Source organism: Enterococcus florum (assembly GCF_004309355.1).
GTDB lineage: Bacteria > Bacillota > Bacilli > Lactobacillales > Enterococcaceae > Enterococcus_A > Enterococcus_A florum.
Genome location: NZ_BJCC01000023.1, coordinates 1 through 20,881, shown reverse-complemented (window position 1 = coordinate 20,881; position 20,881 = coordinate 1). Strand labels below are relative to the sequence as shown.

Below are 20,881 nucleotides of genomic sequence, written 5' to 3'. Positions count from 1 at the left end.
ACCAGCTTTTCAATTTGTTACAGCTGTTCGCCGTTTGTCGCGATTACCTGTTTGTACCAGTCGAAGCTGTCTTTTTTAATTCGTTTACCGCTGCCATTGCCTTCATTGTCCAGATCAACATAGATAAAGCCATAGCGTTTCTCCATTTGAGCGGAAGAACAGCTGATAATATCAATCGGTCCCCACGCACAATAAGCAATTACGTCTACTCCATCATACATCGCTTGCTTCATTTGCGCGATATGTTCAGAAAGATAAGAGATCCGGTAATCGTCGTGGACCTTGCCATCCTCCAGCTTGTCGTACATGCCAAAGCCGTTTTCTGCAATAATGATGGACTTGTGGTAGCGATCCCAGTATTGGGATAAGGAATTATACAATCCCTGCGGATCAACTGCCCAGCCCCATGGATTAGCTTTCAGGTTGGGATTAGGTGTTAAGGACAAGAGATTCATATCATTTTTCTTAGAATCTACCATTTGTGAATAATAATAGGAAAGAGCCAAGTAGTCCATTGGATGAGCCTTCAAGATCTGCTTGTCTTCCTCTGTAATTTCCAAGTGAATATCATTTTCCGCAAAGTAGTTCAACGCATATTGCGGATATTCGCCATGAAACTGAACATCTGTGTAGAAATACTGCATCCGATTGCGGCGCAGCGCCAGATTCACATCGTTTGGATCACAAGAAAACGGATAAGCGGTACAGTCTGCCATCATCGTTCCAATCATCATATCGGGATTAATGCTCTCTGCATATTCCTTCAACAAAGCACAAGCGATAAACTGATGATGCACCGCCTGATAGCTGGCTTCCATATAATTATCCACCGTATCATAAGGAATCGCAGTTGAGTTAAAAGGCTCAAACTGAATCAGATTCACTTGGTTAATGACAATCCAGTATTTTACTTTGTCCTTATAGCGATTCAGCACTACCTTGCCATATTTCACAAACAGGTCGACTACCTTGCGATTGTTCCAGCCGCCGTAGTTTAAGGTAATGCCAACAGGCGTTTCATAATGAAGAATCGTAATAATCGGTTCCATTCCTAAACTAATAATCTTATCAATCAAGCGATCATAGTACGCCAATCCTGCTTCGTTCGGCTCTTCTTCATCACCGGTGGGAAAAATCCGCGTCCAGTCAATGGATGTCCGAAAGTTTTTAAAGCCCATCTCACTTAACAGTTCTAAATCCGTTTCATAGGTATGGTAAAAGTCAATGCCATGGCGTTTAGGATAATAACTTTCTGTATCTGCCATATTCGCCTTCACATCAGCTAACGACATCCCTTTATGCTGCTCTTCAGCAATTTCAGCATTGGTTTTGTCAGGAAAATATTTGTGCAAATCCGCTAGGCTGACACCCTTTCCATCGACTTTATAGGCACCCTCTGCTTGGTTGGCCGCAATTGCGCCGCCCCACAGGAAATTTTCCGGCATTTGATAATTTTTCAAGTTGCTTCCTCCTTATTTTTGACTAAACGCTTCAAACAGCTTCACTAAATGCTCACCAATCAGAATTTCACTTTGGGCAGTCATCAACGTATCCTGCGCATGGCAGAACAATGTTGAGTAGCGAATCTGTTCTCCTGAAGCTTCCAGCTGCAGCGTATCTGTTTGAAGTCCATGAGCAACCACGACCTCCTTGCGGGCGGCTGTTACCTCCACTTTAGCCTTTTCAAAATCCATTGTTTCTAAGCTTTCCAACGCTTGAACCAAATGGTCTCGAGCGTTTCCAGCGTGAACCAGGATATTCATGGATAATTGATTCAATTGATCGTTTTCTTCTACATAAGTTGTCTCTTCCATCTGCGTCCTCCTGCTTTCATTCCTAATCTATTGTGCTGCTGTATTCATTTGAGCTTCTTCCAAGGCTTCTTTTTCTTCTTCTTTCAATAAAGAATTGTCATAGGCTTTAAAGAATGGCAAGAAGATCAGCCAGGTCACTGCAAAGATAACGACACTTACCACAATTGCCCGCCAATCCTGAGTTGCCAAATACGAAGTAATTGGATAAGGCATGTACCATAGCAAGAACGTCTGCGAAGGAATATTTACCAGCCCTAAGGACATCGTTACATAAGCAATAGTCGGCACAATGATACTGTTGATCCACATTGGCACCATCAAGTATGGGTTAAAGGCAATTGGCGCACCAAATACCAGCGGCTCATTAATATTGAAAATTGACGGAACAATAATCGCCTTGCCGATCGCCTTCAGCTGTGCAGAGCGGCTCAGAATCAGCATCATGACTGACAGCGCCAGCGTTGTGCCGATTCCTCCCATTGAAGAAAAAGCATAACAGGTTTCTTGCGTAGCAATATGCATAGCCTGTCCTCCATTCGCGACAGCCTGCGCATTTTCAGCAAGTCCGGCCATATATACCGGATAGATTACCGGCATCATTACCCAGCCAGAGATCCCAAAGGTATACAAGAACACCGGAATGAACACAGACAATACAAAGCCTGGATAAGACTGCACAATTTTCGCTAACGGGCTGAAAACCAGCAGGATAACATCAAAGAAATCCACCTGCATTTGGAAAGTAATCAACCAACCAACGAGTAAGACAAAAGTAATCGGCAGCAAGCTGTTGAACCAGCCCACCACAAAATCTGGAATCGGCGTATCTTCATCAAAGAAGGACTTCTTCACAGCCAAGTTCATTACAAAAGCGACAAACAATCCAGTAACAATCGATAAGAACATCCCCGTAGATCCAAAGCGAGAAAGAATAAAAATAGCTTCGCCGTCCTCGGTAATCGTTGGGAACAGCAGCATCATAAACAGAACCAAGGAAGTAGCACCAGAGATCAACTTTTGTCCGCCATGGCCTTTTTTCTCCATTAAATAGTATGGAATCAAGAAGGCTACCACCAGACCGTACATCCCGAAGGAAAAGTTGCTGATCATAGAGAAGTCCGGCATACCGCTGAAAATATTTCCCAGCAGCGAAACGACAGTAACCAAGGAACCAACAAACACCAGTGGCAATGCAATCATGATTGAATCCTGAATCGCTGAAATCCACGGATTCTTCACTACCTTGTTTACCTTCGGAGCAAAGGATTCCGTCATAAATGTCATAATTTTATCCATTTCATTAATCCTCCATACTTAGAATTAAATCCAACGCCTTCTCACCATTCAACGCACCGTAGACCTTTTGCGGAATGACCGCTGCCTTGACCTGCTTATCTTTCGTCTGCTCTTGAATGTCATTTAACATATAAGACAAATGTGGCCCAATCAGCAAGTAATCGATTTCATTAATCCGATCATCCAATTGTGATTCACTCGCTGCCTTGACTGTCACCCCAACACCGCGTTTCTTCGCTGCCTTTCGAATCGCTGCCGCCATAAACCCGCTGGAAGCTCCTGACCCGCAAATTAACAAAATGTTTTTCATTTTCCTCCACCGCTCTCTTTTCTTGATACTCTTATTATAGGAAGACCCGGTTCCAGTCACAAACTTACTTTTTTCCTAGGGGTAGGAAAAGGGTAGGAAAGGAGCTTTTTAAGTATGCAGCAAACGCCGGTAATTTTTTAAAAAGTAAGTTGCCAAATAACTAAGTGCCTACACACCAAATAACCTAAGCCCTATAATGGACTTAAGTTATTTGGTGTTCTTTGTGTGTGATTTGCTGCACGATACTTGAGTCAAGGATTTCCAAGGCAAAAAGTTCATCTAGCACTTCATCAGACAGGATCTCCAAATTGAGGATGCAATCGAATAGAAATTCGAGATACTTCAGTGGATCCAAGCCATTTGCTTCGGCTGTTCGATAGATACTCAGAATAATCCCCGAAGTCCGTGCACCAATAAAGCTGCAATCATTCGGCTTAAATTTACCAATTTTTCTTTAAAGAGACTTTTGGGTCAGCCTCGTTTTTATCAAAAGAAAATCCCCTATACAGGACACCAAGTTAGGCATCCTGTATAAGGGAGTTGCGAATTAGTCTTTTGCTTTCATCAATTCACTATAATTTTCCATACGTTTTTCCGCATCTTCTACAGTTTGCTGCAGCATTTCCTCTACTTCGACATCGTCGTCTTTAATGTTATGCAGCGCAGAGAAACGTGTTTGACCTTCCAAGAAATCATTCATCTTACTGAAATCAGCTTTCTTGTAATCGATCCGCAATGGGTCTTTGCCTTTTTCCGCTTGACGAGGGTCAAAGCGGTACAACTGCCAGTACCCAGATTCCACAGCTTCGATCGATTCTTGGATCGATTTGCTCATACCGCCGCGGATTCCGTGGTTGATACAAGGGGTGTAGCCGATAATGATCGAAGGACCTGGATAGCTTTCCGCCTCACGAATCGCTTTGATCGTCTGATTGGCATTGGCTTCAATTGAAACTTGTGCCACATACACATCACGATAAGTCATTGCGATCATGCCCAAATCTTTCTTCTTGGTCTTTTTCCCGCCGGCCGCAAACTTCGCGATCGCAGCTGTTGGGGTCGCCTTCGACATTTGTCCGCCGGTGTTGGCATAAACTTCGTTGTCCATAACAAAGATGTTCACATCTTCGCCAGAGGCTAAAAGATGATCGATCCCGCTGAAGCCGATATCGTAAGCCCAACCATCCCCACCAATGATCCATTGACTAGGTTTTGCAAACATATCTTTGTCCGCTAGGATGGATTGCAGCGCTGGGTCGGTCTCTTCTGACAAAACAGCCGCCAATTTCGCTGCACGCTGCTGTGTTCCTTCGCCTTCAAGCATATGATCCAGCCAGTTTTGCATCAAGGATTGTGTGTCCTCAGACCCTAGTCCTTGTGCTAATGCTTCCCGCATTTTATTGGCAACGCGATTGCGTTTGGTTTCATTGGCAATGTGCATGCCCAGACCATATTCTGCATTGTCCTCAAACAATGAATTACTCCAAGCCGGTCCACGGCCATCCGCATTGACTGTAAACGGCGTCGCTGGTGATGAACCGCCCCAAATGGAAGAACAGCCAGTAGTATTGGCGATCATCATGCGATCTCCATACAATTGTGTCAAAAGTTTAATATATGGTGTCTCTCCACAGCCGGCACACGCACCTGAGAATTCAAGCAATGGCTGTTCAAATTGAGACCCTTTGACAGAGAATTTCTTCGCTGGGTTTTCTTTCTGACGCAAAGTCATGGCGAATGCCCAGTTCATCGCTTGTTCTTTTTGTTCCTCGTAAGATTTCATAACTAACGCTTTTTCCTTCGCAGGACACGCTTCCACACAAAGTCCGCAGCCCGTACAATCCTCTAGTGAAACTTGGATTCGATACTTCAAGCCGTCTTTTCCGCGCATATCACGTGTAATGAAGCCTTCCGGTGCTTGTTCCATTTCGGCATCATCTGCCAAGAACGGACGAATCGCCGCATGCGGACAAACAAACGCACACTCGTTACACATTGTACATGCTTCTGGGATCCACTCTGGAACCTCCAATGCGATTCCGCGTTTTTCATAAGCAGAAGTTCCAGACGGCATTACTCCGCCCAGCATGCCATTGTCGATCAAATCTCCAACAGAAAGCTGATTGCCCTCTTGGCGATTGATCGGTTCTAAAATGTTGCGGATGTAAGGTGGTTTGCTTAAATCAGCAGTAGCTGTTGGCCGAACTTCTAAATCAGCCCATTCAGCCGGAATCTCAACCTGCTTCAATGCGGCAAAGGTTGCATCGACCGCCTGGCAATTGCGTTCTACGACGGTTTTTGATTTCTTCCCATAAGCAGCTTCGATCTCACCCTTTAATAACGGCAAGAAGGTTTCACGATCCATAATGTCTGTCAATTCAAAGAATGATGCAGACATTACCGTGTTGATACGATGACCCAAGCCGATTTTTTGAGCAATGGCCATCGCGTTAATGATATAAAACTTGATATTGTGCTCTGCCAGATAACGTTTGAGACGGTTTGGCAGTGCTTGTTTGACTTTTTCTTCATCCCACACTGTATTCAGCAGGAAGGTACCGCCATCTTTTAAGCCGCGCAACAAATCATACTGATGGATATACGCATTGTTGTGACAACCGATAAAGTCTGCGGCTTCAACGTTGTACGTGGATAAGATCGGGTCTTTCCCAAAACGCAAATGAGAGATCGTCACTCCGCCTGATTTCTTCGAGTCATACGAGAAGTAGGCTTGTGCATAACGATCGGTATTGTTTCCAATAATTTTGATCGCTTGCTTGTTGGCCCCGACTGTTCCGTCAGAACCAAGTCCCCAGAATTTCGCTTGGAAAGTCGTTTCTGGCGTCAGATCCAATACCTCTTTTTGAGGCAGTGATGTATGCGTCACATCATCATTGATCCCGATTGTGAAGCGCTGTTTCATATCAGCGACTGGCAGCAGCAGATGATCGTAAACAGCTACGATTTGATCTGGTGTGACATCCTTTGAAGCAATCCCGTAACGTCCGCCGATAACAACTGGACGGTTCGAATGACGGTAAAGCACGCTTTGAACGTCTAACAACAATGGCTCGCCATCTGATCCTGGTTCCTTTGTACGGTCCAAAACTGCTACCTTTTCTACTGTTGCTGGCAGTTTTTCCAACAGATTTTCTGCTGGGAATGGACGATACAAATGCATATCGATAAATCCGACTTTACGTCCTTGTGCATTTAAATAGTCCACCGTTTGCTGGATCGCAGGGGATGCTGATCCCATCGCAACAATGACTTCTGTTGCTTCTGGATGCCCATAATAATTGGTCAAATCATAGTTCGTACCACGCAGCTCATTGATCTTTTGCATGTACTTTTGAACAATTGCCGGCATTTCGTCATAGTAACGATTTACGGTTTCTCGTTGTTGGAAATGGATATCTGGATTTTGCGCTGTTCCAGAAACATTTGGATGATTTGGATTCATCCCTAAAGCTCTAAATTCAGCTAACGCATCCCAGTTCACCATGTTTTTCAAAGCTTCATAATCGATTGTTTCGATTTTTTGAAGTTCATGACTCGTTCTAAACCCATCGAAAAAGTTCATAAAAGGCAGCTTGCCTTCGATACTTGCTAAATGGGCCACTGCAGACAAGTCCATAACCTCTTGTACACTGCCTTCAGCCAACATACAAAAACCTGTTTGACGAGCTGCCATCACATCACTGTGATCTCCAAAAATACTCAACGCGTTAGTGGAAACTGCTCGAGCCGCTACGTGAAAAACGGTCGGCAGCAATTCGCCAGCGATTTTGAACATGTTCGGAATCATTAAAAGCAATCCTTGAGAAGCTGTATAGGTCGTCGTTAAGACACCTGTTTTTAAAGAGCCGTGGACCGTTCCAGCTGCCCCTGCTTCCGATTGCATTTCAACCACTTTTACTGTCTCACCAAAGATATTTTTGCGGCCTTGTTCTGCCCACTCATCAACGACTTCTGCCATCGTTGAACTTGGTGTAATCGGATAGATTCCAGCAACTTCTGTAAACGCATATGAAATATATGCTGCTGCTGTATTCCCATCCATTGTTTTCATTGTTTTCATTCTTAAGACCTCCGCTTAAACCGATTGCTCCTGCATTTTTTTATTTTGAACATATTGGTCAATTTCATTTGCGGCAATTTTACCAGCGCCCATCGCCAAAATAACAGTCGCAGCACCGGTCACGATATCGCCTCCAGCGTAAATGCCGGGAATAGAGGTGGCACATGTTTCTTCATCTGCATCGATATATCCCCATTTATTCAGAGAAAGCTCTGGGAAGGTATCGAGCAATACTTTATTGGCACCTTGACCGATTGCTTCGATCGCAGTGTCTGCATCGATAATAAATTCGCTGCCAGGAATCACGACAGGTCGTCTGCGTCCAGAATCATCCGGCTCGCCTAATTCCATTTGTACACACTTGACTGCCACTAAGCGACCGTTGTCATCACCGATGTATTCCACTGGATTCGTCAACCAATGGTAGTTGATTCCTTCTTCCACCGAATGATGGTATTCCTCTTCTCTTGCCGGCAATTCTGCCAATGAACGTCGGTACACGATCGACACATTTTCTGCACCTAGGCGTTTAGCCGAACGTGCAGCATCCATCGCGACGTTTCCTCCGCCGATCACCACGACATTTTTTGATTCTTGGACAGGTGTATCGTATTTAGGAAATTGATAGCCGTGCATCAAGTTGATTCGAGTCAAATACTCACTGGAGGAATAGACACCATTTAAAGAAGTCCCTTTGATGCCTTGGAAATTCGGGGCACCTGCTCCAACAGACAAGTAGCAAGCATCGAACTGTTCCATGATCTCTTCCATGGTGATCGTCTTTCCTACCACGACGTTGGTTTCAATCGTTACACCTTCTGCTTTAATTCGCTCGATTTCCTTGTTTACAACACGCTTAGGTAATCGAAATTCGGGGATTCCATAAGTTAGAACCCCACCAGGCGAATGCAGCGCTTCATAGATCGTCACTTGATACCCTAGCTTCGCTAAGTCACCAGCTGCAGTCAATCCGGAGGGCCCAGAACCAATCACAGCGACTTTCCCTTTTTCTCCGACAACTTCTTTGTATTCGATCGGCTGTTCCAATGCCCAATCTGCCACTAAACGTTCTAGTTTACCGATCGCTACCGGCTCGAATTTCTTCGAACGTCCTAGTCGGCAAACCATTTCGCATTGCTTTTCTTGTGGGCAAACACGTCCACAAATCGCAGGCAGGTTCGTATAACGCCCTAAAATTTCGTGTGCTTTTGGCATGTCGCCTTCCTCGATAGCTTTGATGAAACCAGGAATATCGATCATGACCGGACAATTGGCGATACACGGTGCATTTTTACATTGCAAACAGCGGCTTGCTTCTGCTTGGCCTTCTTCAAGTGAATAACCCAATGCCACTTCCTCGAAATTATGACAACGAATCTCAGGAGCCTGTTCTTTCATTGGCGTTTTGGTATAACTTCTTTTAGCCTTGGCCATGATGATTCACCTGCTTTTCATAGATTTCGTTGGCACGCAGCTCTTCCGGACGGTATTGCTGCATTCGGCTGATAAACTCATCCCAATCCACTTCTTCTCCGAGAAATTCCGGGCCATCTACGCATGCGAACTTGATATTGTCTGCGATCGTTACACGACAGCCTCCGCACATGCCTGTTCCATCGATCATGATCGGATTTAATGACACATAGATCGGCACCTGATGCTTTTGTGCAGTCATCGTACAAAACTTCATCATGATGCTGGGTCCGATCGCCCAAGCGGTATGGATGCTTTCCTTTGCAAAAACTTCCTCCATTGCTTGAGTGACCAGTCCTTTTTGTCCAACAGATCCATCGTCGGTCATTAAAATCAATTCGTCTGAGTACGCACGACACTCCTCGGTCAAGATCAAAAGCTCTTTGTTTTTCGCTCCAAGAACGGTAATCACACGATTTCCTGCTTCTTTCAAGCCTTTTACGATCGGAAACAGCGCAGCGATCCCCACACCGCCGCCAACTAGCATGACCGTACCATAGTTTTCGATCTCTGTAGGCTTTCCTAGGGGGCCAACAACATCTGCTAGACAGTCTCCCTCCATCACCGTAGCCAGTTGAGCCGTTGATTTCCCAATTACCTGAAAAATCAGACGTACTAAGCCAGTTTCCGGATCAGTATCCACAATCGTCAGTGGAATGCGTTCACCAAATTCATCGATTCGTAAAATCACGAATTGACCCGGCTTTGCCTTGCTGGCAATTCTCGGTGCTTCAACAAAGATCTCGAATTCGATCGGTGCTAGTTCTTTTCGTTTTACTACTTTAAACAAGTTGTCACCCCAAATTTTTTCCTATTTCTCTTATGCTTCTACTAAAGCTTTTACCAATGCTTTCAAGACTTCCTCGTCTTCATCATCCGCTTCATTTTCGATCATTACGGTTTCACCGATCTTTTTCGCTCCTGTTTTGGCAAAAGCTTCATCAAAATCGATTGCTGCCTGACAGAAATAATCCGGATACAATTCACTGTCTCCACTGCCCACTACAGCATATACTTTTCCAGAAAGATCCTGATCAGGTAATTCTTCATAGAAATCTTCAAAATCAAAAGGTCGTTCGCCATCGCCATCAGTATAAGTTGCTAGCACACAAATGTCTGCATCTTCGAAGAAATCTGCATCTGCGTCATCTGCTTCAACACGTTCTACCTCTACTCCAGCTTCTGTCAATGCATCCTCCAAGATTTCTGAGATCCCTTCAGTGTTTCCTGTGTTGCTTGCGTAAACGATTTTTGCTAATGTCATGTCTGTCATCCTTCCTTTTTTATATGATTTATATCAATAAGTTTTACTGATATTGACATTCCTTTTTGAAGCGCTTTATTGAAATAATGAACCATCAATGCTTCTGCTGAACAGTTCCGTCCGTTTTACTAAACACTGGAACAGCTAAAACCATAGATAACAAAAGGTTCTTTCTCATATAATGGCTTATTTGTATCAAAATAATTATAACAAAAATTTGCGCAGATTGTGACAAAACAAGCAATTGATAATGAGAACTGTTCTCAAATAGTTTTTTTAAAATTGTCATGGTATTCTAATGTTCATAAAGGTTGATTTTATCGGAAATATTGCAGGTTCGCATGTTTTTCAAAGAGAGGCTCATTTCTGGAAAAAGCGAGCCATTTTAAAAACAAAGCGTTCTGTGTTATATATCAGATGAACTAAAATTAATAATTGTTATATAACAAAAGTGTTGTTTTTTCCTTTTGTATGATTGTTTTCTTTTCCATTTAGCTGAACGAGACCAATGCATTTTTCACCCGCAAAAGACGGGTGAAAAGTCTCAATTGGACAAAAAAATCCTGCAGCAATTTGCAGGATCATTTGAATCATCCATTTTTCACTAAAACTTTTGCAGGCATTTCCTCGATGCATTCTTGTGGACAAGCCTCTACGCATTCACCGCAATTGATACACAGCTCCGGATCAATCACAGCCACATTGTTTTCCATCGTAATTGCTTTTTGCGGACATGTTTTCACGCAGCGGTTGCAGGAAATACAGCCAACACTGCAGATTTTCCGGACACCACCGCCCTTCTCCTGATTTGAGCAAGCAACGATTGATGTATTTTCCGCTGGCAGCATCTTGATCAGGTTCTTCGGACAAGCGCTGATACATTTCAAACAGCCCACGCATTTATCTGGATCCACCTTGGCAACACCATCAACAACATGGATGGCATCATACTCACAGACCGCTTCGCAATCACCAAATCCCATACAGCCAAAATGACAGGCCTGCGGACCGCCAAAAATTTGATTGGCTCCGTAACAGGTGGAAGTCCCTGCATAATCCATTTTCTTATGGGTTACTTCACAGTTCCCATTGCAGCGGACATAGGCCGCTACCTTTTGCATTTCCCCAACCTCAACACCTAGAATCTCTGACAAAGTCTGACGGGTTTCTGCACCTCCAGGGGTACAGTTGGTTGGTCCTGCATTGCCTTCTGCCATCGCTTTTGCGTACCCGTCGCACCCAGAAAACCCACAGGCTCCGCAGTTGATTCCTGGAAGTGCTTCACGCAGTGTCTCCTCCTTTTCATCACCCGGTTTATGAAAGATGATCGTTGCTAATGAAAGGATGACCCCGGCGATTAATCCCATCCCGCTGACGATGCCGATGGGTATCATGATTTCAGTCATTGTTTACACCTCCTATTGGAATAGCCCTTCTGCCAGACCGGCAAAGCCTAAAAATGATAAGGCCACGATCGCGGCAGCAACCAGCGTGATCGGAAGGCCTTGCAGCGATTTGGGAATGTCATTTCCTTCTAAACGCCCTCGAACACCTGCAAAGATCACCATAGCGACCAAAAAACCGACCCCGGCAGCAAATGCATTCACCATCGATTGTGCGAAAGAATAACTTTTCGAGAAGTTTAAAATCGTCACTCCCAGTACGGCACAATTGGTCGTAATCAAAGGCAGGTAAATCCCAAGTGCATTATACAGAGGTGTCATATACCGTTTCATCACCACTTCCACCAATTGAACAAGTGCCGCGATGGTGAGAATGAAAACGATCGTTTGCAAATAATCTAGGCCTAATGGGATCAATACGCCGCTGTAAATCGGGTAGGTCACTAAAGTTGCCAACACCATGACAAAGGTCACAGCTAACGACATGCCCACCGCTGTATCTAACTTTTTGGAAACACCCAAAAATGGACAAATGCCGAGAAATTGGGACAAAACGAAATTATCCGTTAAAATCCCCGCTACCAATATAGTCACGAAAGTCTGCATCAGCTTTCACCTGCCTTTTCATCACAAACCGTTGTACAGGCTTCCGCAATCGGACAAGCGGAACAATCCACTTCCTTGGAGGTTCGGTCGCCTAATTTGTTTGCCAGCATCACCAGCATGCCAAAAACGAAGAATCCACCAGGCGGCAGCAGCATAATCGTCATTGGCGGAACAAACCCCGCCGTGATCGGAAAGCCTAGCAGCGTTCCACTGCCGATGAGTTCGCGAATCCCTCCCATGCACAGCAGTGCCATGGTAAAGCCAACACCCATTCCCAATCCATCCAAGGCGGAGTGGATCACCGGATGGTTTTTGGCATATGCTTCCGCTCTTCCTAAAATAATACAATTCACGACGATCAGCGGAAGATAAATGCCCAATGTTGCATCAAGTGCAGGTGCCAACGCCTTCACAACCAGCTGAACAACTGTCACAAATCCAGCAATGATCGTAATAAAGGCCGGTATCCTGACCCGATCCGGAATCACTTTTCGCAAAAGAGAGATGACCACGTTTGATCCAAATAAAACCACAGTGGCCGCAATCCCCATTCCTAATCCATTCATCGCAGAAGTTGTGACTGCTAAGGTAGGGCACGTCCCCAACATCAGACGCAGCACTGGGTTCTCCTTGATCAGCCCTCTTGAAAAAATCGCGGCTGCTTTTTCCTTTTCCATTCAATCTCCCCCCTTATTGTTCCGAAGCTACTTGTTCAAAAAGAACCAGCGCTTCTTCCACCGATTTTGCTACTGCGTTAGACGATTTTGTTGCACCGGTCACAGCTTCAACCTGATTGCCGCCAGAAGGATCACTTTTTACGATTTCCGGCTGACCTTCGAGTCCAGAAAATTGCTTCACAAAATCTTTTTTCGTTACATTTTGTCCTAAGCCAGGTGTTTCATTCGAGGCATCCAAAATATCGATCCCGACAACTTTTCCATCTGAAATAGCACTCATCACACTGACATCGCTGCCATAGCCATAAGCCTTTGTGACAAAAAGATATCCCAACGTCTCGCCAGAATTGTCTAACGCTTTGAAGGCTTGGTTGCCGCCAGAAACCTTGACCTCTTGAAAGTCGTCTGCCTTGATCAGCTGACTCATCACGCTTTGCGTCTGATCCCACTCTTGTTTGGCAATACGTTCTCTAAAAACTGCCCGTGTACCCGCCACAGCAAAGGTAACGACCAAACAGATCACAAAAAGGCAAAGCGCATCTGAAAAGATCACTTTTGAGTTTTTCATTTTGCTTTCGCCTCCTCACCAAAGACTTTGGGAATCGTCAAATTCTCAATATGAGGCACTAAAATATTCATCAATAAAATGGCATACGACACTCCCTCCGGCAAAGCCGCAAAGAACCGAATCAGGACCGTGATGATTCCGCACCCGACACCAAAGATGATCTTGCCGTTTCGTGTGACTGGAGAGGTCGTGTAATCGGTCGCCATAAAAAAAGCGCCCAACAAAAGCCCGCCGCCCATCAATTGATAAAGCAAATCGCCGCCGAACAATACAGAAAAAATAGCGACAGTTCCGATAAAGCACACTGGAATAATTGGCGAAATGACTTTTCGAACAATCAGATAAATACCGCCGATCAATAAAGCCAAGGTACAGGTTTCACCCAGACTGCCTGCTCGGACGCCTAAGAACATGTCCACAAGCGACGGGATTTCATTGCCGGTTTGTACGGCCGAGAAATACGTAGCAGAGGAGACAACATCCACATCCAGCATTCGATAATCAAACGGCGGCTGCCAGGTATTCATTTGAGACGCAAAAGACATTAGAAGAACAATCCGGGCAGTGATTGCCGGATTGACGAAATTTTGGCCGACTCCGCCGAAGAACTCTTTTACAACGATGATCGCGATCGCACCACCTAATGCCGCCATCCAAAACGGCAGTGTAACCGGCAAATTCAGAGCTAATAAAATGCCGGTGACAACGGCAGTCAGATTATGGATCGTGTCTGGCCGCTTCAGGATTTTTCTAGTTAAATACTCGCTTAATACACAAGCCGCAACTGTGACTAAAATCAAAACAAGCGAACGAAATCCGAAAATGATTGTAGAGGCAATGACCGCAGGTATCAGTGCAATGATCACATCCAGCATAATGCTGCGGCTGCTGCGGCCGCAATGCAAATGCGGTGAGATTGAAACAGGTAATTTACTCATTTTGCGGCCTCCCTTTCCAATAATTTTGCTTGTTTCATCGACTGCACCAGTCTACGTCCAGCCGGGCAAACATAGGCACAGCACCCGCACTCCATGCAGGCGGATACGTTGAGCTTTTTCAAGGTTTCTAAATCATTATTGCGTGCACAGCGCTCGATCTGAACGGGCAGTAAAGACATCGGACAAGCGGTTACGCAACGTCCGCAGCGGATGCAGGGGGATTCCTCCGGCAACCCTTGCGTTTCAGATATAAGCGTCACGGCATTGGTTTGTTTTGTAATCGGCAAGTCAAGAGAATACTGCGCGATCCCCATCATGGGTCCGCCAAGGATTACTTTGCTGGGCTCCTCGATAAGGCCGCCGCAGAATTTCACGATCTCACTGATCGGTGTTCCGATCGGTGCTAAGACATTCTTAGGAGTCGCGATGTTGCCGTCAACAGTGATTCGTTTTTGAATCAATGGAATCCCCGTTTCAATGTACTCTTGCAAACGAGAGATCGTTGAGATATTCATGATCAGACACCCTACCTCAGACGGCAGTTTGCCTGGCGGAATCTTCCGGCCTGTTGTCGCATACACCAGCATTTTCTCTGCCCCTTGGGGATACAAAGAAGGAATTTCCATCACGTCGATCGTAGGATCAAGATCAGCCAGTTCATTCAACCGGTCCCGTAAAATTTGCAATCCTTTTGGCTTATTGCTCTCAATGCCTACAACGCCATGAGCAATGTTTAACTGTTTCATCACCAGCTGCATTCCAGCAATGATCCGTTCTGGATACTCCAGACTCTCCCGATAATCCGAAGTAATAAAAGGTTCGCATTCCGCACCATTGATCACTAACGTATCGATCGGTGTTTCTTCTTTCACAGCCAGTTTCACGTGCAAAGGAAAACCCGCTCCGCCAATCCCCACGATACCGCTGTCTCTGGCCGCCTTCAACAACTCTTCTTTCGTCTGGACAGAGATGGGGCCCTGTCCCTCGACCCTTGTATTCAGACCATCGTTTTCAATATGGATGGCATCACAGGTTTGCCCGTTCGACATCAGAATCGGCTTGATCCCTTTGACTTTTCCCGATACAGATGCATGTATCGGTGCAGAAACGAAGGCTTCCGAATCACCGATCACCTGACCAACCGATACGACCTCTCGTGACTTGATTGTTGGTTTGCAGGGCCCGCCGATGTGCTGCTGCAGCGGAATAACTACCATTTTCGGCGAATCTATCAAAACGCTTTCATTTTCGGCAGTATTTTTATTGTGGGGAACTTTGACACCTCCTTTGAATTTTGCAATTGCTTTAACCAATGTACTCATTATTAACCCCCCTGTAATTAGAAGAACCACAAGCGTTGATCGCTACATTGTGAATAATCGAACGAATGCTGTTTATAAATTAACTTTCGCGCTTGTGAAAACCTTATCAATAAAACGCTCAAAAAGAGTGAATCATGAACGGTTATTTGTTATTATTATACCCTTTTTCAATCCCTTTTCACAATCGGTTTCAATGAGAATCGTTCTTACTCTCTTTTCATATCTGCAAAAAGCTGGACTGACAGCTTCCTCGTATAGTGAAAGTCGATTTTCAATACGTCGATCATCCAACCAACTATTTTGTCTGCATTGGTAGAAAATCGATCAATTTTTTTTCACAGCTTCAAACACTGCAAAAAGGATGGATTCAACTGACTGTCGAATCCATCCTTGCCGAAATCATTTTAGTTTTCGTAAAGCATATTTGCCGATCAAGACCTGCAAGATAAAAAAGACTTCTAACAACATGAAGAACAATAAAAAACTATGCAGGAAAAACGTTTCCGGCAGCACATTGATGATCGGATCGGTGGCCGGATTAAAGATCCAGGCATCATTGTTGAAAAAGAGGCCATGGAACGCCACAAAAAATCGATCAAATCCCATCGCCATGATTACACCAATGATCAAAGGAACAACGACAGCAATCTGAAACGGCTGGATCAGCGTCCACAATCGCTTCTGCCTAATCAAATGACGCAGATACAAAACACTAGGAATCAAGCTGATCAGCAATACGGCATAATTCACCATAAACAAACGCTTCACTTCAAAGAAATGAAATGCGCCGCTGGCAGATACAGGAAAATCTGGCAAAACCAGTTGGCCGATCCAGGGGCGATTCAAATAGCGCATTAATTGATCAAAATTAGCCAATAATTCTGTTTCTGACAATGTAGTATAGTTCAAGAGTTCTAAATGCTGAATGTCCCATCGATAAAGCCAGCGAGCATTGATTGTTAACGTGATTGCCAATGTCAGCAACGTCAATAGCCAAAAAACGAGTCCTACCCGCTCCCAGTTCTGCCATTTACGCATCGAAAGCCCACTCATCCAAGGAATCAACGACGTAGGTCGCCGGGATCGGCAAATGCGGCAGATCCTCTTTTTGTGTAAATCCGGATAAAACCAGCAAAGAATCAATGTCGTTGTCGATCCCCGCACGAATATCGGTCAAATAATTGTCGCCGACCATCAGCACATCCTTTTTCTCCAATTGAAGTAAAGAGACTGCCTTATCCATGATGATCGCTTCTGGCTTGCCAATGTAAGTGGCGGTTTGATTCGTAGACGTTTCCACCAGCGAGATCAAAGCACCCGCACCAGGCAGCAGACCACGTTCTGTCGGAATGTTTTTATCAGGATTGGTTCCAATAAAGGCAGCACCCTTTTGGATCGCCAAAGTGGCGGTCACAAACATGTCATAGGTGACAGCCGAGTCTAGACCGACGACCACATAATCAGGAGTTTCTTCGTCCCAGACGAAACCTGCTTCTAAAATGGGATTTTTCAACCCTGGTTCCCCGATAATGTAAACCTTGTCGCCTCGATTGGCATCTTTCATAAAATCAATCGTTGCCAGCGTCGCCGTGTAAATGGCAGCCGCTGAAACATGAATATCGAATTCTTTTGCCAATCGATTGGCAACGGTCTCTGGGGTTTTTGTAGTATTGTTCGTCAAAAATAAGAATGGAATTCTGCGTGCCTGCAGCTGTTCGACAAAACGACGGCCTGCAGGAATGGGATCTTTTCCACGATAGATCGTTCCATCTAAATCAATCAGGTAGCCTTTGTAAGTCATTCTTCTACTCTTCTCTTTGGCGGATCACAAAGCGTCCGTCTTTTTGTTTGGTTTTTGTTGCCGCCTCTTTTTTCGGCTTGCGGTTTTGGATCACTGGCTTTTTCTTTTGGGTTTCTTTGCGAACCTCTTTTACCGGAGCCTTCTTTTCTTCTATGTGTGCCTGGTTATTCGTTTTGCGGCGTTTTTTCCGCTTTTTACGATTCGGATTGTAGCGCTTGCCGCCGATTCGTTCGATCACAAAATAGGCACAGCCAAAATTACAATATTCATATAGATAGTCCTCTAAAGTATCGATTCGCTGCTCTGGATTGCTTTTGCGATCGTCTGCACGGAAAAAGCCCTTCAAACGCAGTTGATCATAGCCCCAATCGCCGACGATGTAGTCATAGCGAGACAACACATCACTGAAGCGCTCCCCCAGACGTTCTCCGTCGAACCCTTCTCGATAGTCCGCGACGATTTTATATTGACGTTCCCCAATCATAATTGTTGTTTCATCCACTCGAGTGACCGTTTCACCCTTTTTCTTTTCTTCTGGTGTCTCAACGATCTCTTCTAATACCTCAGTCAATTCTTCGGTGACTGTTTTCTCTTCTTTTGTTGTCATGGTTTCACCACCTGTGTGTGTATTATACCCTGTTTTTAATCGATTGGGTAGTGAGCTTTTAGATAGTCGCCTAGGACACTGCGGATAAATTCCGGGAACAAAAACTCATACTTGCCAGCAATTTCGATCGTCGGGAAAAATGGAACAAACATGAAATGATCGACAGTAGCCAAGGTGTATTCTTCCTCTGGATCAATCGGATCGCCTAACCAGCGAACCTGATGGTTGACCGGATCAAAGGTCACGCCGTCATACATCAAATGACCAAAAACCTTTCCGCGAAATCCCATCCCTATGACAGGAAAATTGATCAAATAATGCCGATTCTTCTCCATCTCTAAAATTAGTCGAATCAAGTTTTGACCGGACAGAGTCACTTTGATCAAATGCATGGGATGCGGCAATGCAGTATGCAGCTGATCCTGATTGATGATCCCTTTTGGAATATCCGTCAGAAAAAGTCCAGAATTCAAAATAGCAACATCCGTTCGAGCCTTTTCCTTCACCGCTTTTAATGTATACCGGATCATTGGATGCTCCGCATAGATATCTGCACTTAGGTCAAAGGGCATGTTGGCAACGATTTTCTCTGACAAGAGTTGGTGCCCCTTTTCCAAATACCCGGCGATCTCTGCCTGGTCTTCCGGCAGCTCCAGCATTTTTTCTGTGGCAAACGTATGGGCTGAGGTATGCTGAATGCGGTGTTCGTCGTCCAAAGTTAAATGGACCTCTCCAACATAATAGCCGTACTTCCCAGCAGCTGCTAACTGAACATTTCCGATTTTTTCTCCTTTTTCAAATAGGTGATGGGTATGAGAGCCCAGCACAACATCAATCGCAGGAATTTCTCGAGCAATCAGACGATCTGCACTGATCCCTAAATGACTCATCAGAACCAGCACGTCGACTTTCGGCCGCAGCTTAGCAGCCAATTCAGGCAAAAGATCACTGACTTGGCGAATATCCCAACCATTTGGACTGTAGGTCAAAGGAAACGGTGCAGTAAAAGCCAGCAAACCGATCTTCGTTCCAGCCTTAGTTGTAATAATTTTAGATGCTTGCGCCCAAGCAGGCGGCTGTAAACTTTTCTTGTCGAATAAATTATCCAAGACCACATCGAAATTGGCATGATCATACAAGTTGTTTAAATCGTCTTTTGAGTTTCCAACCCCTTCATTGTTGCCGATCGTTGCCGCATCATAACCAATCTGATTCATCAATTCAACATTTGCTTGACCATTGGTCGCTTCACTCAAGGGATGCCAACGATCGACAAAATCACCAAGATCCACAGTGACAACTTCATGATCAGATTTTGTCTCCTCCAATTGACGGTTTTGTAAAAAACGCCGGATCTTCGGCCAATTCTCTAAATGAGAGTGTAGATCGTTTGTATGTAAAAGGATGATTTTTTCCATAAACTATCTTCTCTTTTCAGCTTTTTTGTTGTTTCTATAGTAACATAGACTCAACGGTTTCACAGAAAGAGAGGTATCACAATCTTGAAAATTGAAACACCGATCGGCCCGCTATGGCTAGATGCAGATGCTGAGGCTCTAACAGCGATCTCATATCACGAAATTCCTGAATCCTCAGATGCAAACAAAGACCTGCTAAAACAAGCCGAGGCTGAGCTGACAGAATTTCTGCAAGGAAATCGGCACCATTTCGACGTTCCTTATGCGTTTAAAAGAGGAACTGCTTTTCAACAAGCGGTCTGGCAGGCTCTCGCAGCGATTCCTTACGGGGAGACGCGCAGTTACCAAGAAATCGCCATAGCGATCGGCCGGCCAAAAGCGGTACGAGCGATTGGTCAGGCAAACCGAAACAATCCTTTGCCGATCCTGATTCCTTGCCATCGCGTGATCGGGAAGAATGGGACTTTGACCGGATATGCTGGATCAAGTGAAACAGGGCTGCGAACCAAAGAAGCATTATTGCATATAGAACACTCCGCTTAAATTCATTTTACGATCCCTTTTTATCGTTCTAGTCAGTCAAACGATAAAAAGGGATCGTTGTTTATAACCGTTTTTCTCATTTTCCTAAAATAAAAAGCAGGATTTGAAGCATTTTTTTTGCTAAAACAGACAATTATGAATAAGCTGTAAGTAAGCATGCATGCTGAACAAATCGAACAAATCTTGGAATCATTGTTTAACTATTATTACTGTTCTCTATGGTTAAACTGACAAACCCTTTGAGTTTGTCCTACTAAAAAAAGAAAGTGAGTTGATAGAAATGATTTGGTCATTAATCGTAGGTGGCGTGATCGGTGCAATCGCCGGAGCCATTACTAATCGAGGTTCATCAATGGGAATCATCGCAAACATCGTCGCAGGTTTGATCGGTTCATGGATCGGACAAGCATTGTTAGGTTCTTGGGGCCCTTCTTTAGCCGGCATGGCAATCGTTCCCTCTATTATCGGTGCTGTTATCCTAGTAGCGATCGTTTCCTTCTTATTTGGCAGAAACCGATAAATCAGTTTACTTGAGAAGGAATGCTTATTCAAAGTGAAAACAGATCAATCGTCAACACTCTAACAGAATTCGATTGAGGAACGATAACAGAGGTGCCAAAATGTAATGATCTGTCTTGCTGATTCGTAACAGCAGCCAACGAAATTCCAAAAGAATACATCCTATGCCAGAGGAATCGTCCTCTGGTCAGACTGTAGACAAAGTCCATTTTATGGATGCTGTCTACAGTTTTTTCTTTTA

At 44.6% G+C, this 20,881-nt stretch carries 22 protein-coding genes and 1 pseudogene; 2 read left to right on the top strand and 21 right to left on the bottom strand.

Translation table 11 applies throughout. The features are described 5' to 3' along the window. Positions 1-17 precede the first annotated feature (17 nt). The 20 genes and pseudogenes from NRIC_RS13365 to NRIC_RS13275 form a co-directional block, all read right to left on the bottom strand. Positions 18-1,460, bottom strand: a complete 1,443-nt coding sequence (locus NRIC_RS13365) for a glycoside hydrolase family 1 protein (protein ID WP_307720544.1) — start codon at positions 1,458-1,460, stop codon at positions 18-20. A gap of 12 nt (positions 1,461-1,472) precedes the next feature. Then, positions 1,473-1,814, bottom strand: a complete 342-nt coding sequence (locus NRIC_RS13360) for a PTS lactose/cellobiose transporter subunit IIA (protein ID WP_146623204.1) — start codon at positions 1,812-1,814, stop codon at positions 1,473-1,475. A gap of 27 nt (positions 1,815-1,841) precedes the next feature. Then, the gene (locus NRIC_RS13355; protein WP_146623203.1) at positions 1,842-3,110 is read right to left on the bottom strand and encodes a PTS sugar transporter subunit IIC; all 1,269 of its coding nucleotides are present in this window, start codon (positions 3,108-3,110) and stop codon (positions 1,842-1,844) included. A gap of 4 nt (positions 3,111-3,114) precedes the next feature. Beyond that, a complete protein-coding gene (locus NRIC_RS13350; protein WP_146623202.1) occupies positions 3,115-3,420 on the bottom strand; it encodes a PTS sugar transporter subunit IIB in 306 nt (101 codons plus the stop codon). 207 nt (positions 3,421-3,627) lie between these two features. Beyond that, positions 3,628-3,841: pseudogene (locus tag NRIC_RS19790) on the bottom strand (transposase domain-containing protein); the annotation flags it as partial. Between the two features lie 126 nt (positions 3,842-3,967). Next, positions 3,968-7,501: a pyruvate:ferredoxin (flavodoxin) oxidoreductase gene (gene nifJ, locus NRIC_RS13340; RefSeq protein ID WP_146623201.1), complete on the bottom strand. Its 3,534-nt coding sequence runs from the start codon at positions 7,499-7,501 to the stop codon at positions 3,968-3,970. Positions 7,502-7,516: 15 nt separating this feature from the next. Then, positions 7,517-8,935 carry an NADPH-dependent glutamate synthase gene (gltA, locus tag NRIC_RS13335; protein WP_146623200.1) on the bottom strand — a complete coding sequence of 473 codons (1,419 nt, stop codon included), beginning with the start codon at positions 8,933-8,935 and terminating at the stop codon, positions 7,517-7,519. Next, complete coding sequence (locus NRIC_RS13330; RefSeq protein WP_146623199.1) at positions 8,922-9,764, bottom strand: sulfide/dihydroorotate dehydrogenase-like FAD/NAD-binding protein; 843 nt, start codon at positions 9,762-9,764, stop codon at positions 8,922-8,924. The genes gltA and NRIC_RS13330 overlap by 14 nt, the downstream gene beginning before the upstream one ends. 30 nt (positions 9,765-9,794) lie before the next feature. Beyond that, positions 9,795-10,238, bottom strand: coding sequence for a flavodoxin (locus NRIC_RS13325; protein ID WP_146623198.1), 444 nt, complete (start codon positions 10,236-10,238; stop codon positions 9,795-9,797). A gap of 438 nt (positions 10,239-10,676) precedes the next feature. Further along, a complete protein-coding gene (locus tag NRIC_RS19320) occupies positions 10,677-10,823 on the bottom strand; it encodes a hypothetical protein (RefSeq protein WP_175580097.1) in 147 nt (48 codons plus the stop codon). A 5-nt stretch (positions 10,824-10,828) separates the two neighbouring features. Further along, positions 10,829-11,644 (bottom strand): RnfABCDGE type electron transport complex subunit B, encoded by an 816-nt coding sequence (locus tag NRIC_RS13320; RefSeq protein WP_146623197.1) that lies wholly within the window; start codon positions 11,642-11,644, stop codon positions 10,829-10,831. Between the two features lie 12 nt (positions 11,645-11,656). Continuing rightward, complete coding sequence (locus NRIC_RS13315) at positions 11,657-12,247, bottom strand: electron transport complex protein RnfA (protein ID WP_146623196.1); 591 nt, start codon at positions 12,245-12,247, stop codon at positions 11,657-11,659. Next, a complete protein-coding gene (gene rsxE / locus NRIC_RS13310; protein ID WP_146623195.1) occupies positions 12,247-12,924 on the bottom strand; it encodes an electron transport complex subunit RsxE in 678 nt (225 codons plus the stop codon). The genes NRIC_RS13315 and rsxE overlap by 1 nt, the downstream gene beginning before the upstream one ends. A gap of 13 nt (positions 12,925-12,937) precedes the next feature. Then, a complete protein-coding gene (locus NRIC_RS13305) occupies positions 12,938-13,492 on the bottom strand; it encodes an RnfABCDGE type electron transport complex subunit G (protein ID WP_146623194.1) in 555 nt (184 codons plus the stop codon). Beyond that, positions 13,489-14,430 carry an RnfABCDGE type electron transport complex subunit D gene (locus NRIC_RS13300; RefSeq protein WP_146623193.1) on the bottom strand — a complete coding sequence of 314 codons (942 nt, stop codon included), beginning with the start codon at positions 14,428-14,430 and terminating at the stop codon, positions 13,489-13,491. The genes NRIC_RS13305 and NRIC_RS13300 overlap by 4 nt, the downstream gene beginning before the upstream one ends. Continuing rightward, entirely contained in the window at positions 14,427-15,752 is a 1,326-nt protein-coding gene (gene rsxC, locus NRIC_RS13295; protein ID WP_146623192.1) for an electron transport complex subunit RsxC, read from the bottom strand. Before rsxC ends, NRIC_RS13300 begins: the two co-directional genes overlap by 4 nt. Before the next feature lie 399 nt (positions 15,753-16,151). Continuing rightward, positions 16,152-16,790: a TIGR01906 family membrane protein gene (locus NRIC_RS13290; protein WP_146623191.1), complete on the bottom strand. Its 639-nt coding sequence runs from the start codon at positions 16,788-16,790 to the stop codon at positions 16,152-16,154. Beyond that, a complete protein-coding gene (locus NRIC_RS13285) occupies positions 16,783-17,553 on the bottom strand; it encodes a TIGR01457 family HAD-type hydrolase (RefSeq protein ID WP_146623190.1) in 771 nt (256 codons plus the stop codon). The genes NRIC_RS13290 and NRIC_RS13285 overlap by 8 nt, the downstream gene beginning before the upstream one ends. Before the next feature lie 4 nt (positions 17,554-17,557). Continuing rightward, entirely contained in the window at positions 17,558-18,160 is a 603-nt protein-coding gene (locus tag NRIC_RS13280) for a YutD family protein (RefSeq protein ID WP_146623189.1), read from the bottom strand. A gap of 35 nt (positions 18,161-18,195) precedes the next feature. Further along, entirely contained in the window at positions 18,196-19,578 is a 1,383-nt protein-coding gene (locus NRIC_RS13275; RefSeq protein WP_146623188.1) for a bifunctional metallophosphatase/5'-nucleotidase, read from the bottom strand. Positions 19,579-19,662: 84 nt separating this feature from the next. Between NRIC_RS13275 and NRIC_RS13270 the strand changes: the two genes are divergently transcribed. Together NRIC_RS13270 and NRIC_RS13265 are read left to right on the top strand one after the other, a co-directional pair. After that, entirely contained in the window at positions 19,663-20,121 is a 459-nt protein-coding gene (locus NRIC_RS13270) for a methylated-DNA--[protein]-cysteine S-methyltransferase (protein ID WP_146623187.1), read from the top strand. Positions 20,122-20,395: 274 nt separating this feature from the next. After that, positions 20,396-20,641 (top strand): GlsB/YeaQ/YmgE family stress response membrane protein, encoded by a 246-nt coding sequence (locus tag NRIC_RS13265; RefSeq protein ID WP_146623213.1) that lies wholly within the window; start codon positions 20,396-20,398, stop codon positions 20,639-20,641. Between the two features lie 28 nt (positions 20,642-20,669). Here the strand turns inward: NRIC_RS13265 and NRIC_RS19575 are convergent. Next, the coding region (locus tag NRIC_RS19575) for a hypothetical protein (protein ID WP_227873803.1) at positions 20,670-20,881 on the bottom strand (212 nt) is incomplete at its 5' end.

What these genes read in the sequence shown, in the direction of transcription:
- NRIC_RS13360 (WP_146623204.1), bottom strand. Translation starts at nt 1,814, where the DNA reads ATGGAAGAGACAACTTATGTAGAAGAAAACGATCAATTGAATCAATTA.
- NRIC_RS13355 (WP_146623203.1), bottom strand. Translation starts at nt 3,110, where the DNA reads ATGGATAAAATTATGACATTTATGACGGAATCCTTTGCTCCGAAGGTA.
- NRIC_RS13350 (WP_146623202.1), bottom strand. Translation starts at nt 3,420, where the DNA reads ATGAAAAACATTTTGTTAATTTGCGGGTCAGGAGCTTCCAGCGGGTTT.
- nifJ (WP_146623201.1), bottom strand. Translation starts at nt 7,501, where the DNA reads ATGAAAACAATGAAAACAATGGATGGGAATACAGCAGCAGCATATATT.
- gltA (WP_146623200.1), bottom strand. Translation starts at nt 8,935, where the DNA reads ATGGCCAAGGCTAAAAGAAGTTATACCAAAACGCCAATGAAAGAACAG.
- NRIC_RS13325 (WP_146623198.1), bottom strand. Translation starts at nt 10,238, where the DNA reads ATGACATTAGCAAAAATCGTTTACGCAAGCAACACAGGAAACACTGAA.
- NRIC_RS19320 (WP_175580097.1), bottom strand. Translation starts at nt 10,823, where the DNA reads ATGATCCTGCAAATTGCTGCAGGATTTTTTTGTCCAATTGAGACTTTT.
- NRIC_RS13320 (WP_146623197.1), bottom strand. Translation starts at nt 11,644, where the DNA reads ATGACTGAAATCATGATACCCATCGGCATCGTCAGCGGGATGGGATTA.
- NRIC_RS13315 (WP_146623196.1), bottom strand. Translation starts at nt 12,247, where the DNA reads ATGCAGACTTTCGTGACTATATTGGTAGCGGGGATTTTAACGGATAAT.
- rsxE (WP_146623195.1), bottom strand. Translation starts at nt 12,924, where the DNA reads ATGGAAAAGGAAAAAGCAGCCGCGATTTTTTCAAGAGGGCTGATCAAG.
- NRIC_RS13305 (WP_146623194.1), bottom strand. Translation starts at nt 13,492, where the DNA reads ATGAAAAACTCAAAAGTGATCTTTTCAGATGCGCTTTGCCTTTTTGTG.
- NRIC_RS13300 (WP_146623193.1), bottom strand. Translation starts at nt 14,430, where the DNA reads ATGAGTAAATTACCTGTTTCAATCTCACCGCATTTGCATTGCGGCCGC.
- rsxC (WP_146623192.1), bottom strand. Translation starts at nt 15,752, where the DNA reads ATGAGTACATTGGTTAAAGCAATTGCAAAATTCAAAGGAGGTGTCAAA.
- NRIC_RS13290 (WP_146623191.1), bottom strand. Translation starts at nt 16,790, where the DNA reads ATGCGTAAATGGCAGAACTGGGAGCGGGTAGGACTCGTTTTTTGGCTA.
- NRIC_RS13285 (WP_146623190.1), bottom strand. Translation starts at nt 17,553, where the DNA reads ATGACTTACAAAGGCTACCTGATTGATTTAGATGGAACGATCTATCGT.
- NRIC_RS13280 (WP_146623189.1), bottom strand. Translation starts at nt 18,160, where the DNA reads ATGACAACAAAAGAAGAGAAAACAGTCACCGAAGAATTGACTGAGGTA.
- NRIC_RS13275 (WP_146623188.1), bottom strand. Translation starts at nt 19,578, where the DNA reads ATGGAAAAAATCATCCTTTTACATACAAACGATCTACACTCTCATTTA.